This is a genomic window from Streptomyces sp. NPDC036822, from assembly GCF_055609145.1.
Map to the genome: position 1 here is coordinate 69,483 of NZ_JBVJPY010000005.1, position 14,664 is coordinate 84,146.

The 14,664-nt window shown below is 74.5% G+C and carries 10 protein-coding genes; 3 read left to right on the plus strand and 7 right to left on the minus strand.

Annotated features, from left to right (window positions below; genetic code table 11):
- Positions 1-355: 355 nt before the first annotated feature.
- The gene (locus tag ACZ68P_RS13585; protein WP_471005685.1) at positions 356-979 is read right to left on the minus strand and encodes a DinB family protein; all 624 of its coding nucleotides are present in this window, start codon (positions 977-979) and stop codon (positions 356-358) included.
- A 321-nt stretch (positions 980-1,300) separates the two neighbouring features.
- On the opposite strand from ACZ68P_RS13585, the gene ACZ68P_RS13590 reads away from it, so the two are divergent.
- Complete coding sequence (locus tag ACZ68P_RS13590; RefSeq protein WP_471006359.1) at positions 1,301-5,509, plus strand: molybdopterin-dependent oxidoreductase; 4,209 nt, start codon at positions 1,301-1,303, stop codon at positions 5,507-5,509.
- Between the two features lie 57 nt (positions 5,510-5,566).
- Here ACZ68P_RS13590 and ACZ68P_RS13595 read toward each other — a convergent pair whose 3' ends face one another.
- Positions 5,567-6,076: an Lrp/AsnC family transcriptional regulator gene (locus ACZ68P_RS13595; protein ID WP_471005686.1), complete on the minus strand. Its 510-nt coding sequence runs from the start codon at positions 6,074-6,076 to the stop codon at positions 5,567-5,569.
- A gap of 310 nt (positions 6,077-6,386) precedes the next feature.
- Between ACZ68P_RS13595 and ACZ68P_RS13600 the strand changes: the two genes are divergently transcribed.
- Both ACZ68P_RS13600 and ACZ68P_RS13605 read left to right on the plus strand, forming a co-directional pair.
- Positions 6,387-7,892 (plus strand): FUSC family protein, encoded by a 1,506-nt coding sequence (locus ACZ68P_RS13600; protein WP_471006360.1) that lies wholly within the window; start codon positions 6,387-6,389, stop codon positions 7,890-7,892.
- Positions 7,893-8,157: 265 nt separating this feature from the next.
- Positions 8,158-9,177: a lactonase family protein gene (locus ACZ68P_RS13605; RefSeq protein ID WP_471006361.1), complete on the plus strand. Its 1,020-nt coding sequence runs from the start codon at positions 8,158-8,160 to the stop codon at positions 9,175-9,177.
- Between the two features lie 147 nt (positions 9,178-9,324).
- Here the strand turns inward: ACZ68P_RS13605 and ACZ68P_RS13610 are convergent, their stop codons facing one another.
- The 5 genes from ACZ68P_RS13610 to ACZ68P_RS13630 all read right to left on the minus strand — a co-directional run bounded on the left by ACZ68P_RS13610 (position 9,325) and on the right by ACZ68P_RS13630 (position 14,550).
- On the minus strand, positions 9,325-10,248 hold the full coding sequence (locus tag ACZ68P_RS13610) for a sirohydrochlorin chelatase (protein ID WP_471005687.1): 924 nt from the start codon (positions 10,246-10,248) through the stop codon (positions 9,325-9,327).
- A gap of 87 nt (positions 10,249-10,335) precedes the next feature.
- Positions 10,336-11,346: an N-acetylglucosamine kinase gene (locus tag ACZ68P_RS13615; protein WP_471005688.1), complete on the minus strand. Its 1,011-nt coding sequence runs from the start codon at positions 11,344-11,346 to the stop codon at positions 10,336-10,338.
- 16 nt (positions 11,347-11,362) lie between these two features.
- A complete protein-coding gene (locus tag ACZ68P_RS13620) occupies positions 11,363-12,040 on the minus strand; it encodes a uracil-DNA glycosylase (protein WP_365714925.1) in 678 nt (225 codons plus the stop codon).
- A 173-nt stretch (positions 12,041-12,213) separates the two neighbouring features.
- The gene (locus ACZ68P_RS13625) at positions 12,214-13,299 is read right to left on the minus strand and encodes a WD40/YVTN/BNR-like repeat-containing protein (protein WP_471005689.1); all 1,086 of its coding nucleotides are present in this window, start codon (positions 13,297-13,299) and stop codon (positions 12,214-12,216) included.
- A 168-nt stretch (positions 13,300-13,467) separates the two neighbouring features.
- Positions 13,468-14,550: an NADH:flavin oxidoreductase/NADH oxidase gene (locus ACZ68P_RS13630; RefSeq protein ID WP_471005690.1), complete on the minus strand. Its 1,083-nt coding sequence runs from the start codon at positions 14,548-14,550 to the stop codon at positions 13,468-13,470.
- Positions 14,551-14,664 lie beyond the last annotated feature (114 nt).

Sequence of the window (14,664 nt, forward strand, 5' to 3'; positions counted from 1 at the left end):
GGCGGTCACGCTCGCCGCCTTCCGCACCCCTCTCGCGTCCCGCACGCGAGCGCTTCCTCTCAGCCCTTGACGTCTGCCGAAAAGGGAGGAAAATCACCAATACACCAGAAAACCAGAGCGAGCCGCACTCGACGGCGAAGACGTTCACCGTCCCGCGTGACCCACTCGCTGGCTCTGGCCAGGCCCCCGGCAGCTCCTCCCGCGCTCCCGGCCCTCGGCGACGGTCGAGGACCCGCGACGCGGTGACGGACCGCCGGGGACTGCATGTCCGGACCGCGATCCCCCTGCGTGCACCGCGCCCCGCGCCCGCACATCCGGACCCCGCCTTCGCGTCAATGTGCCGTGCCAGGCGGTGCTACCGCCTCCGCCTCGCCCCGAAGAGGTCGCGGAGCAGCGCGATCTCCGCGCCGTGGTGCAGGATCTCCTGGTTGACCCACCAGACGACGTCCAGGAACACGTCCTCCGCGTCGCTGCCGTGCGGATACGTGCTGTGTCCCACCCTGTCGAGCGCCGCGTCGTCCGCCGCGAGCAGCGCCTCACGCCAGGCGCCCGCGGCGGACGTGAAGGCGGCGATCGCCGTGGCCGCGTCGCCGCTGATCTCGTAGTCGTCGCGGGTCAGCCGGTGGCTGCCGTGGGTGTGGTCGGCGCGCAGCGTCAGCATCTCGGAGAGATGGCTCAGCCGCCAGGCGAGGGTGGTGAAAGGCGGGGGAGCGGGGTGCGGGTGGGGCGCCGAGTCGCGCCCCCACTCCCCGGCGCCGCTCAGGACCGTCGCGCGTTCCCCCGGCCCCTGGGAACGGCGCCGTACGGACCAGCACCCCTCCACCGGCTCCCAGAGGTACTCCTCGTCGCTCAGCGGCACCACCCCGACCTCCGTGCCGTTGCCACTATCCACGAACGGCCCCGCCAGGCGACCCGTCAGCCGCTCCCGCGCGAAGTCGAACTGCTCGAGCAAGGGGATCAAGCGGGGAGGGGGTGTCATGGAACGCTCCAGGTCGCGGTGGGCGGGACGGTCCGTACCCTGACACACGCGCCGTCCTCGCCGCGGCCGGTTTTCCGGCCCGGCCCCCAGCCCGGGACACTCTTCCCTTCGGCCCTCACACCCCACCGCCCCACCCTGTGTGACGCGCGTTACGGATCATGATCCGCCCGGTTGACACGGATGTAACGGCCCTTCCGTACCGTCGGGATCCGAACGGTTGAACAGAGAGGCGCCCCGGTGACGACGCAGGACAGGCGGGCCCCGCGGCAAGGCGCCGAGCAGGTACGGACCGTCTGCTCCTACTGCGGTGTCGGCTGCGGCATGCTCCTCGACATCGGCCGGGGCCCGGACGGCCGTCGTACGGTCCTCAAGGCGACGGGCGACAAGGACCACCCCGCCAACGCCGGACGACTCTGCACCAAGGGCGCCACCACCGCCGACATGCTGGCCGCCCCCGGACGGCTGACCACCGCACTCGTCCGGGAGGACCGCGAGAGCCCGCCCGTCCCCGTCGGCACCGACGAAGCCCTGGCCGACGCCGCCCGCCGGCTGCGGGAGATCGTCGAGGAACACGGCCCCGACGCCGTCGCGCTCTACGTCTCCGGCCAGATGAGCCTGGAGGCCCAGTACCTCGCCAACAAGCTCGCCAAGGGCTTCCTCGGCACCCCCCACATCGAGTCCAACTCGCGGCTCTGCATGGCGAGCGCCGGCACCGGCTACAAGCTGTCCCTCGGCGCCGACGGGCCGCCCGGCTCCTACGACGACTTCGAGAGAGCCGACGTCTTCCTCGTCATCGGCTCCAACATGGCCGACTGCCACCCCATCCTCTTCCTGCGCATGATGGAACGCGTCAAGGCAGGCGCCAGGCTGATCGTCGTCGACCCCCGGCGCACGGCCACCGCCGACAAGGCGGACCTCTTCCTGCGCATCCGGCCCGGCACGGACCTCGCCCTGCTCAACGGACTGCTCCACCTGCTGCACGAGAACGGGCACACCGACCCCGGCTTCATCGCCGCCCACACCGAAGGCTGGGACGCGATGCCCGCCTTCCTCGCCGACTACCCGCCCGCCGTCGTCGCCGGGATCACCGGCATACCCGAGGAGGACATCCGTACCGCCGCCGCGTGGATCGGCGCGGCCGCCGAGTGGACCAGCTGCTGGACCATGGGCCTCAACCAGTCCACCCACGGCACCTGGAACACCAACGCCCTCGTCAACCTCCACCTCGCCACCGGCGCGATCTGCCGCCCCGGCTCGGGCCCCTTCTCGCTGACCGGCCAGCCCAACGCCATGGGAGGGCGCGAGATGGGCTACATGGGCCCCGGCCTGCCCGGCCAGCGATCGGCCCTGGTGGCCGAGGACCGGGCCTTCACCGAGGAGCTGTGGGACCTCGCTCCGGGAACGCTGCGCGAGGACGGCTTCGGCCGCGGCACGGTCGACCTGTTCCGGCGGATGGCCGACGGCGAGATCAAGGCGTGCTGGATCATCTGCACCAACCCCGTCGCCTCCGTCGCCAACCGCCGCACCGTCGTCGAGGGGCTGCGCGCCGCCGAACTGGTCATCACCCAGGACGCGTTCGCCGACACCGAGACCAACGCGTACGCCGACGTCGTCCTGCCCGCCGCCCTGTGGACCGAGACCGAGGGCGTACTGATCAACAGCGAACGCAACCTCACCCTCGCCCAGGCGGCCGCCGACCCGCCCGGCGAGGCCCTGGCCGACTGGCGGATCATCGCCCGCGTCGCCCAGGCCATGGGACACGAGAAGGCGTTCGCCTACGACAGCGCCGAGGAGGTCTTCGAGGAGATCAAGCGCGCCGGGAACCCGCAGACCGGTTACGACCTCGGCGGGGTGACCTACGAACGCCTGCGCGCCGGTTCCGTCCAGTGGCCCGCCGCGGCGGACGGCCCCGCGCGCAACCCCATCCGGTACGTCGACGCCTCCGGCTCCGGTCCGGTCTTCCCCACGGCGAGCGGCCGGGCCGTCTTCCACCCGCGTCCGCACATCGACGCGGCCGAGATGCCCGACGACGACCATCCCTTCGTGCTCAACACCGGTCGTCTCCAGCACCAGTGGCACACTCTGACGAAGACCGGCCGGGTCGCCAAGCTCAACAAGCTCAACCCCTCGCCCTTCGTCGAAATACACCCCGACGACGCCGAACGGCTCGGCATCGCGGAAGGCGACCGGGTCGGGATCACCTCCCGCCGTGGCAGGGCCGTCCTGCCCGCGGTCGTCACGGACCGGGTGGCGCCGGGCTGTTGCTTCGCCCCGTTCCACTGGAACGACCTGTTCGGCCCCGACCTGAGCGTCAACGCCGTCACCAACGACGCGGTCGATCCGCTGTCCTTCCAGCCCGAACTGAAGGTCTGCGCCGTGGCCCTCGCCAAGGTCGCCGCGTCCGAGACGGACCGGCCGCTCACGGCGACCGCGACGGACCGGCCGCTCACGGCCACCGGGAGCCTCACGGGTACCCCCGGCGAAGGCCGTGCGGAGAGCCGCCCCGGGACGGACGGCGGCGCCCCCGACGGACCGCGGACCGTGATCCCGAGCGCCGCCCCCACCGCTCCCGCCCCCCTGCTCCCCAGCGCCGTCCTTCCGGCCGGCCCCGCCGCCGCCTTCGGCCTCGATCCCACCCCGCCGCCCGTCCTGTCCGAACGGGAACGGCAGTACCTCGTCGGCTTCCTCGCCGGCCTGGAATCGGGCGCGCCGGGCGTCCCCGTCCTTCCCCCCGGGGCGCCGTTCGGCGAGGAGCACGCCCGCTGGGTGAACGGCGTCCTCGCCGGCCTGTACTCCCGGACCCCGGCAGGGGAGGCGAGCGGCGCGGACGCGGCGCCGCGGGCGGCGGTCCGCGAGGTCGTCGTGCTGTGGGCCTCGCAGACGGGCAACGCCGAGGAGTTCGCCGCGGCCACCGCCGAGCGCCTCACGGCGGCCGGACACCGGGCGGCTCTCGCCGGCATGGACGAGACCGACCCCCGGACCCTGCCGCCCGCTGCCGACCTCCTGCTGATCACCAGCACCTTCGGGGACGGGGACGCGCCTGACAACGGCTCGGGGTTCTGGGACGCGCTCACCGCTCCCGATGTCCCGCGCCTCGACGGCCGGCGGTACGCGGTCCTCGCCTTCGGGGACTCCTCCTACGCCGACTTCTGCGGGCACGGGCGACGCCTGGACCGGCGCCTGGACGAGCTGGGGGCCGTGCGCCTGGCCCCCCGTACCGACTGCGAACCGGATTTCGAGCCCTCCGCCCACGCCTGGCTGGACCAGGTCCTCACCGGCCTGACCGGTCCCACCGGCGGGCCACAGGCGCCCGCCGGGACCGGAGCCGCGCCCGCCGGGACCGGAGCCGCGCCCGCCGGGACCGGAGCGGCGCCCGACGCCGCCCCCGCCCCGCCACGGGCGACGCGCCCCAAGCCCGCCCCCGTCCCGGCCCGGCTCCGGGGCAACCGGCTGCTGAGCCTGCCGGGAGCGGGCAAGGAGGTCCGGCGGTTCACCTTCGACACGAGTCTGAGCGAGACCCCGCTCCTCTACGAGACCGGCGACGCCCTCGGCGTACAGCCCGTGAACTGTCCCGAGCTCGTGGCCGAATGGTTGGCCGTCACCGGCCTGGACGCCGGCGCGCCCGTCGAACTGCCCGGCCTGGACGCCGTCCCCCTCGGGGAGGCCCTGCACCGCCACCTCGACATCACCCGGCTCACCCCCGCGCTCCTCGGGTTCGTCACCGAACGGAGCGGGGACCGGGACCTGAAGCGCCTGCTCCGCCCCGACAACAAGGACGGACTCGCCCAGTGGTCCTGGGGCCGCCAGGCCGTCGACGTGATCGCCGAGCACCCCGTCCGGGCCGGCGGGCAGGAGTGGGCCGGGGTGCTGGGGCGCCTCCAGCCCCGCCTGTACTCGATCTCCTCCAGCCCGCTGACCGACCCGCACCGCGTCTCGCTCACCGTCTCCGTCGTCCGCTACGACAACCGCCGCGGCCACCCCCGCAAGGGCGTCTGCTCGCCGTTCCTCGCCGACGCGGAACCCGACGCCACGGTCCCGGTCTTCGTCCGTGCCGCCCCGCACTTCCGGCCCCCGGCGGACCCCGCGACCCCGATGGTGATGGTCGGCCCCGGCACGGGCGTGGCCCCCTTCATCGGCTTCCTCGAAGAGCGCCGGGCCCTCGGCCACCGGGCACCGAACTGGCTGTTCTTCGGCGAACAGCACCGCGCCACCGACTTCTACTACGAGGAGGAGCTCACCGCCCTGCTCGCCGACGGCACCCTGGACCGCCTGGACACCGCCTTCTCGCGCGACCAGCGCGCCAAGGTCTACGTCCAGGACCGGATGCGGGAGCACGGCCCGCAGCTCTGGTCGTGGCTGCGCTCCGGGGCCCACTTCTACGTCTGCGGTGACGCCGACCGGATGGCCAAGGACGTCGACCGGGCACTGCGCGACATCGCCGTCGCGCACGGCGGCCTCGACGAGGAGGGCGCGGCCGTGTACGTCAAGCAGCTCGCCGCCGAGAAGCGGTACGTCCGCGACGTCTACTGAGCCCCGCTCATCCTCCGCTGACCCCTCGGCTCCTCGGTCCCTTTCGTCGGGGCGGGCTCAGGCGGTGCCGGCGTCCGCCGCGCCCCGGTCGCCGCGGGCCGTCGCCCGGCCCACCGACTCCACCAGGGGCAGCAGCCGGTACGGGACGCGCTCGCGCAGCGCCATCTCCGTACGGGTGCGGACCACTCCCGGCAGCCGGATCAGCCGCTGGATGACGTCCTCCAGGTGACCGTTGTCCCGGGCCACCACCCGCGTCAGCAGATCCCCGCCACCGGTGATCGAGAACGCCTCCACGATCTCCGGAACGGCCGCGAGCGCGTCGCCCACCTCGTCGAGATGCCCCTGGGTCACCTCGATGTGGACGAAGGCCAGGACGGGATGGCCGAGCGCCGCGGGGGAGAGGAACGGGCCGGTCGCCATGATCACGCCGTCCCGCTCCAGCCGGTCGATCCGCGCCTGTACGGTGCCCCGCGCCACCCCGAGGATCCGCGCGTACTCGCGCACACTCGTGCGCGGCCTCTCCATCAGCAGACACAGGATGCGTGTGTCGAGCTCGTCCACCGCCATGGTCCGTTGGCCCCCTTATGGCCTCGATCTACCCGCGAGGACTGTACCAATGGCCCAGGACTCCGGCGCCGAGTTGAGCCAGTGGGTGATCAGGTGTTTTCCTCGGGTGAGAACGTAGAGACGGCGCCGCGCACGCGCCGGTCCGGCGACGCGGCCGGTACCGGACCCGCGGCGCCTTTCCCATGTCCGGCGGCCGCCACGAGCAGGCCGGGGCACGAGATCACGCGAAGAGGGTGTGTTGGACCACAGCGGGGGCGGAATCACCGTCGTGAAGAAGGGCCGGGCGGTCGTCCGCCGGCTCGCCCGGCAGATGTTCGTGGCCCCGGACCCGGGCCGCGTGCGGCTGCGCGTCTCCACGCGCGCCGTGCTCGGCGTCGCGCTCTCCGTCGCCGCGGCCGAGCTGGCCGGCCTCTCCCTCACGGCCTCCCTCACCGGCGGCCTCGCCGCGCTGCTCGCGCTCTTCACCGTCGGCGATCCCACCGTCCGGCGCCAGGCCGTCACCACCGCCCTGCTGCCCGCCGTCGGCTTCCCCGTCCTCGCGCTGGCCACCGCCCTGCACGGGACGCCGCTCCTGCGCGACACCGCCTGGCTCCTGGTCGTCTTCGCCGGGGTGTACGCGCGCCGCTGGGGCCCGCGCGGCCACGCGCTCGGGATCTTCGCGTTCATGATGTTCTTCGTCACCCAGTTCCTGCACGCGCTGCCCGCGCAGCTGCCGGAGCTGTACGCGGCCGTCGGCCTCGCCCTCGTGGTCTGCGGCGCGCTCCGTCACGGGGCCTGGTGCATCGAGCGGCGCGTCCCGCCGCCCGCCGCCCCCGCCCCGCTCCCGGGCACCGGACTGGCCCGGCCCACCACGCGACAGGCCTTCCAGGCCACCGTCGCCTGCGCCGTCGCGCTGGCCGCCGGGCAGTTCATCTCGCACGAACGGTGGTACTGGGCCGTCGGCACCGCCTGGTGGATCTTCGTCAACACCGCCTCGCGCGGCGAGACCCTGGTCCGAGGCTTCCGCCGGGTCGTCGGCACGGTCACCGGCATCGCCGCCGGACTCCTCGTCGCGATCCCGCTGGCCGGCGCGCCCGCCCCGACCGCCGCCCTCGTCGCCGTCTGCGTCTTCGGCATCTTCTACACCGCCCCGCTCTCGTACAGCTGGATGATGTTCTTCGTCACCGTCATGGCGGGCCTGCTGTACGGCCTGCTCGGCGTGCTGCACCCCGGCCTCCTGCTGCTCCGCTTCGAGGAGACCGCCGTGGGGGCGCTCGGCGCGGCCGTCGGCGTCGCCCTGCTGCCCGTCACCACCCACGCGGCCACCAACGCGTGGATCGAGCGGGCCGTCACCTGCGTGCACGCCTGCACGACCGCCGCCGCGCGGCGCCTCGCGGGCGACCCGGACGCCGACCCGGCGCCCCACGCCGCCGAACTGGAACTGCTGCTCGGCCGGGTACGCCTCTCGCTCGCCCCGCTGGTCCATCCGCTCAGCCCGCTGCGCGCCCGCAAGGCCCGGGCCCGCCGGGTGCTCGCCCTGCTGGACGTCTGCGCCCGCGAGATCAAGGGGCTCGCGGCGGTCGCCGCCGACCCCGACGCCTCGCACGACGCCCGTCTGGCCGCCGCCTCCTGGCGAGTCGAGGCGGCCGTCCACGCCCTCGTCCCACCGGCCCGTCCGACGGACCGGGACAGCACCGCCGCCACCGCCGCACTGCCGCCCCACCACCCCGGCGCCGAGGCCGCCCTCGGCCACCTCCACAGCCTGGAACGCGCCCTCGTCGACCTCGCGACCCCCCTCCGCACCGCCCCGGGCGCACCGCTGATTCCGGCGGCCTGACCGAGAGGGGCCGGCCCGGCCTGCCGTCCCCCCGTACGGTCCGGCAGGCCCCCGCACGGCACGACCGCCGGCCCCGCGCGGCCTGAAGCCTTCGCCCGGTGATCCGCTTGGTCTAGACCGCTGCTACCGTCGGCCGGGACTACGGTCGGCCAACCGTGACCGGCCGGCGGACAGGGGAGGCGCCGTGCGCGACGTGGACGCGGGACAGGGCAGCACCGAGGCGGGTCAGGACGGTGACGGGACACCGGAGCGGGCGTACGGGCGCGTGCGGGCCTTCGTCGGGTCGTTCACCTCGGCGGGGGGCCGCGGTGTCCTCGCGGCCGACGTGGACGCCGGGACGGGGGCCCTGAGCATCACCGGCGCGAGTGACGCGGTCATCGATCCGTCGTACCTCACCCTCGCCGGAGGCATCCTCTACGCCGTCTCGGAGACCGACGAGGGCGCCGCGGCCGCCTTCGACGTCACCGGAGCCGCGCCCCGCCCCCTCGGCGCCCCCGTGCCCGTCGGCGGCGCGGGGCCGACGCACCTCTGTGTCGCCTCCGGGCACCTTCTCACGGCCAACTACTCCTCCGGCAGCGTCAGCGTCCTGGCCCTGTCCGAGGACGGGCCGCCCCACGCCGCCGTCGGCCTCGCCCGCCATGAGGGCCTCGGTCCCGTCACCGACCGCCAGAGCGCCCCGCACGCCCACCAAGTGCTGCCGGACCCCAGCGGTCGGTGGGTGACCGCCGTGGACCTCGGCACCGACTCCGTCCGCGTCTACGCCGTCGACGCCACGACGGGCGCCCTGCGGCTGCACGGTGAGACCGCCCTGCGCCCCGGCACCGGCCCCCGCCACCTGGCGTTCCACCCGGCCGGCACGCACGCGTACGTCCTGAACGAACTCGAACCGACCCTCACCGTGTGCCGCTGGGACGCCGCGGCCGGAGTGCTCCTGCCGCTCGGCGAGACGCCCGTCCTGCCCGAGGACGCCACCGGGCCGAGCCACCCCTCCGCGGTCGTCGTGGCACCCGACGGCCGCTTCGTCTGGGCCGCCGTGCGCGGCGACGACTCCCTCGCCGTCCTCGCGCTCGACGAGAGCGGCGAGAAGGCCGCCCTCGTCACCACCGTCCCCTGCGGGGGCCACTGGCCCCGCGACCTCGCCCTCGACCCCGCGGGCCGGCGTCTGTACGCGGCCAACGAGCGCTCCGGCGACGTCACCTGGTTCGACATCGACCAGGAGACCGGCGTACCCCACCGGGCCGGCTCCGTCGAAGCCCCCGCGGCCACCTGCGTGACCTTCGGCTGAACCGCGCCGCCCGGCGGACGAGCGGGGCCTGTCCGCCTGTCGCGCCGGGCCGTCGTACGACGCACGGGAGGGCCCGCACCGGCACACAGGTACCGGTGCGGGCCCTCCCGTACGCTTCTGGGCCCGTGCCCGCGTCGCCGCGCGGGGTCAGAGGGCAGGGGCGCCCTGCGGCTGCTGCGGGGCGATGCCCAGCACGGCGGTGTACTGCGAGAGCACCAGCTTGCCGATGGCCGGGTACGCGCCGAGCGGCTCGGCGGCGGCGCAGCCCGCCTCCTTCGCGGCGGCGTCGAGCAGGCCGTCGGCCAGCTCCGGGCCGATCAGGTACGGCGCCAGGGCCAGCTGCTCGGAGCCGGAGCCGCGGAGCTGCTCGGCGACCGCGGTGATCGAGCCCTCCTGGTCCAGCGCGGCGGCGATGACGGGGACGGCCAGGCGGGCCGCGAGCAGCATGCCCGTGATGCCGGCGGCCTGGACCGCCTCCTCGCCGCCGACCGTGGCGAGGACGATGCCGTCGGCGGCCGTGGCGACCGTGAACAGGCGGGCGCGGTCGGCGCGGGCCAGACCGGCCTCCGACAGGCGCACGTGCAGGGCCTCGGCGAGCAGCGGGTGCGGGCCGAGGACGTCCGTCAGCTCGGCCAGGTTGCCGCTGTCCATGACGGCCTGGCGGATCTGGCGCATCAGGGCGCTGTCGGGGCCGGCGAGGAGCGGGACCACGATGGCGGCCGGGCCCTCCGGGGCGCTGGCCTCGCGGCCGGCGGCCAGGGCCAGCTGGTACCGCTCCGTGCGCAGCGTGGCGGCGCGGGACAGGACGGTGGCCAGGGTGGGGTACTCGTCGTCGTCACCGTCCAGGTAGCCGATCGCGGCCTCCAGGCCGGGCAGCTCGGAACGGGCGATGCTCACGACCTCGTCGGCCAGCGAGCGTATGGCGGCCGACGGGGTGCCGGGGACGGCGAGGACGAGTGCGGGAGCGCCCTCGGGCGCCGCCGCGGGTTCGGGGCGACGGTGCCGTCCGGTCTGGCGGGGTCGCGGCATTCGTACAGGCAGGCCGGAAGCAGGCCCAGTGGGGGAGCTCATGCGCCCGCATGCTACTGGTTTTGCCCGCCGCGCAGTTCGGTGAGGTGCGGTCGAGCGTCATCTGCCCCTGTATGTCCGAACCGCTCCTTACGTCGTGTCCGGCCGCAATCCGCCGGACGCCCCGGAAGGCCGAACCCCCAGCAACCGGGGGTCGTGCGGCAGCCGCAGCGAACCGGAGGCGAGGGCCGAGGCGATCGTGACGGCGCCGGTGAGCGGATCGCCGGCGGCGGACACGGCACGCGCGTGCGGCAGTTGGTCCGCGAGCGCCCTGGCCAGTGGTCCGAGCAGGGGGTCGCCCAGCCTGAACAGCCCGCCCGTCAGCGCGACATCACACCCCTCGCCGTCGGGGCAGACGGCGGCCGCCGCCTCGGCGATGTGCGCGGCGGCGCGGGCGAGGACGTCCGCCGCCACCGGGTCGCCCTCGGCGGCGCACCGCGCCACGGCGGGCGCGAAGGAGGCCAGCACGGCGGGCCGGTCGGTCCGCGGATAGAGCGCGCCGGGAAGCCCGTCGGCCGGACCGAACCGCTCCTCCGCGCCGGCCAGCAGCGCGCCGGAGCCCCCGCGCCGGCCGTCGTGGGCGCGCATCGCCGCTTCCAGACCGGCCCGGCCGATCCACGCGCCGCTGCCGCAGTCGCCCAGCAGGTGGCCCCAGCCGTCGGCCCTGCGCCACGTGGTCAGGTCGGTGCCGAGCGCGATCAATCCCGTGCCGCCCGCGACGACAGCCCCGGGCCGCTGCCCGAGCGCGCCCGCGTAGGCGGTGACGGCGTCGGCCGCCAGCGCCAGCCGCCGCACCCCGAGTGCCTGCTCCAGGGCGCCGGGCAGCACCGCGCGCACGTCGTCCCCGAGCGTCGCCATCCCGGCAGCCCCGATCGCCACGGCGGCCGGGGATCCGTCGGCTCCGGCCCGCCGACGCATCGCCTCGGCGGCGGGCAGCAGCTGCCGGAGGAAGGCGGCGGCCTCGATCCCGCCCGGTCCGGTCGGCACCGGCTCGCGTGAGGAGACCGTCTCCACCACGCGGCCGTCCCCGGCGCGGGCCAGGGCGATCCTCAGCCCCGAGCCTCCCGAGTCGACCCCCAGGACCCAGTCCTCGGACGTCACCCGGGCCGCCGGACGGTCACGGGAGCCGCCAGTCGACCTCCTGCGCCCCTTGGCGCAGGAGCAGTTCGTTGGTGCGGCTGAACGGCCGGGAGCCGAAGAAGCCGCGGTCCGCCGACATCGGGGAAGGGTGCGAGGACTCGATGGCCGGAAGATCGCCGAGGAGTGGACGCAGATTGCGCGCGTCACGTCCCCACAGCACGGACACCAGCGGCTTGCCCCGGGCGGCCAGCGCCCTGATGGCCTGCTCGGTCACCGCCTCCCAGCCCTTGTCCCGGTGCGCGCCCGGCTTGCGCGGAGCCGTGGTGAGCGCGCGGTTGAGCAGCAGCACCCCCTGCCGGGTCCAGGGCGTCAGATCGCCGTTCGACGGGCGGTCGATCCCCAGGTCGGTGTTCAGCTCGCGGAAGATGTTCTCCAGGCTGGGCGGCAGCGGCCGCACGTCCGGGGCCACCGAGAAGCTCAGCCCCACGGCGTGCCCCGGGGTGGGATAGGGGTCCTGACCGACGATGAGGACCCTCACCTCGTCGAACGGCTGCTGGAACGCCCGGAGGACGTTGGCCCCGGAGGGGAGGTAGGTGCGCCCGGCGGCGATCTCCTGTCGCAGGAAGTCGCCCATAGCGGCGACGCGTTCGGCCACGGGCGCGAGCGCGTGCGCCCACCCCGGTTCGACGATCTCATTCAACGGTCGTGCTGCCACGGCCGTCACTCTACTGGCGCAGCGCCCCGGGCCTGTACGGGATCGTCCCGCCCCCCCCGGGTCAGGTCCCGGTAGGTCACCGCCCCGTCGGTCACCTCCATGCCGGTCACGTCCGAGGGCTCGGTGGCTCGGTGCCTGGGCCGCCGTCCGTCGTCTCCGGCGGTCCGCCGCTCTCAGTCGATCACCGCCGCCCGTACGCACAGCACGTCCGGCAGGTGCTCCGCCAGCAGCTCCCAGCTGTCCCCGTCGTCCGCGCTGCCGTACACCTCGCCGTTGCGGTTCCCGAAGTAGACGCCCGTGGGGTCGCCGCCGTCCGTGCACATCGCGTCCCGCAGCACGGTGCCGTAATGGTCGCCCTGCGGAAGTCCGTTCGTCAGGGGTTCCCAGCTGTCCCCGGCGTCGCTGGTGCGGTAGACCCGGCAGCGGCGCTCCGCGGGCACGCGGTCGCTGTCGGCGTTGATGGGGAACACATAGGCCACATCGGGCCGATGGGGGTGGGCGGCGACGGTGAAGCCGAAGTCGGACGGGAGTCCGCCTCCGATGTCCGTCCACTTCCCGCCCGCGTCGTCGCTGCGGTAGACGCCCCAGTGGTTCTGCAGGTACAGCCGGTCCAGGTCGCCGGCGTCCTGCGCGATCTTGTGCACGCACTGACCGAACTCCGGATTCGGATCGGGCAGGAAGACCGCCGAGACGCCGTGGTTGGAGGGTGCCCAGCTCGCGCCGCCGTCCCGGGTGCGGAAGACTCCGGCGGCCGACACCGCGACCGTCACGGAGTCGGGGTCCCGCCGGTCGGTGACGATGGTGTGCACGGCCTCGCCGCCGCCGCCCGGCTCCCAGCGGGAGCGCGTCGGGTGCTCCCACAAGGGGCGCACCAGCTCGAAGGACGCACCGCCGTCGACGGACTTGAACAGCGCGGCGGGCTCCGTCCCGGCGTAGACCACGTCCGGCGAGTGGGCCGGGGCGGGGTGCAACTGCCAGACCCGCTCCAGCGAAGCGCCCGTGTCCTGGGGAAACTTCACCGCCGGCTCGGGCGGTTCGGTCCAGGACGCCCCGAAGTCGTCGGAGTGGAACACCGACGGGCCCCAGTGCTCGCTGACACCGCCCACGAGCAGCCGCGGCGCGCCACGGCGGGTGTCGATGCCGATCGAATAGACCGCCTGCGCGTTGAAGTGGGGGTCGTCGAACTCCCACCGGCCCGCGCGCCTGCGGCCGATGAACAGGCCCTTGCGGGTGCCTACGGTGAGTACTGCCTCGGGCATGGCCGATACCTCCAGGACGCCGTTGTCGCGGATACGGGCCAGTCTGCACCCGACCACTGACAGTGGCCCTTCGGAGCGGCGTCCTCCCAGGTCGGAGGCGTGTTCCGCGTTCCGCCCGCAGGGACGGGTCGGCGGCAGCGCGGGGCATGCCCACCGCGGCCGCCGACCTCAGATCGCCCAGGCGTACGGGCTCGGCGCGTGCGTCTCGGCGCCCAGCTCGCGTGCCGCCCGGCGGGCCCAGGACGCGTCCCGCAGCAGCTCGCGGCCGAGCAGCACGGCGTCCGCCTCCCCGTTGGCGACGATCTTCTCGGCCTGCTCGCTGTCCGTGATCAGGCCCACGGCGGCGACCGGAAGCCCGGTCTCGGCCTTCACGCGGGCGGCGAAGGGCACCTGGTAGCCGGGGCCGACCGGGATGTCGGCGGGGCCGCCGTTGCCGCCGCTGGACACGTCGAGGAGGTCGACGCCGTGCTCGCGCAGCAGGGCGGCGAAGCGGACGGTCTCGTCCACCGTCCAGCCCTGGTCCCCGAGCCAGTCCGTGGCCGAGATCCGGAAGAAGACCGGCAGCTCCTCGGGCCACACGGCCCGTACGGCGTCGACCACTTCCAGGGCCAGGCGGGTGCGGTTCTCGAAGGAGCCGCCGTAGGCGTCCGTGCGGTGGTTGCTGTGCGGGGAGAGGAACTCGCCGATGAGGTAGCCGTGGGCGCCGTGCACCTCGATGACCTCGAACCCGGCGGCGAGGGCGCGGCGGGCCGCGTCGGCGAACTGCCCGACGATCTCCTCGATCCTCTCGGTGGTGAGCTCGGTCGGCACGGGGTGACCGTCGGCGAAGGCGACGGGGCTCGGCCCTTCCGGCTGCCAGCCGTGGCCGTCCTCGCCGACCGGGCCGCGGCCCACCCAGGGCGGGTTGGTGGAGGCCTTCCGCCCGGCGTGACCGATCTGGATGCCGGGGACGGTGCCGTGCTCCTTGAGGAAGCGGGCGATCCTGCCCAGGGCCGCGGCCTGGGTGTCGTTCCAGATGCCGAGGTCGGCCGGGCTGATCCGGCCCTCGGGGGTGACGGCGGTCGCCTCCACCAGGATGAGACCGGTGCCGCCGGTGGCGCGGGAGGCGTAGTGCGCGAAGTGCCAGTCGTTCGCGACGCCCGCGTTCGGGCCGAACACGTCCGCCGAGTACTGGCACATCGGCGCCATCCACACACGGTTGGGGACGGTCAGCGACCGGAGGGTGTAGGGCTCGAACAGGGCGGCGCTCATGGCGACTCCGTTTCAGGGGGCCTGACGGTACGCTCGTACGATACTCATCGTAGTACGGCATCTGTCAAACTACGAGGCCCCTCGTACAATGAGCGCGTACCCCGACGAAGAGGA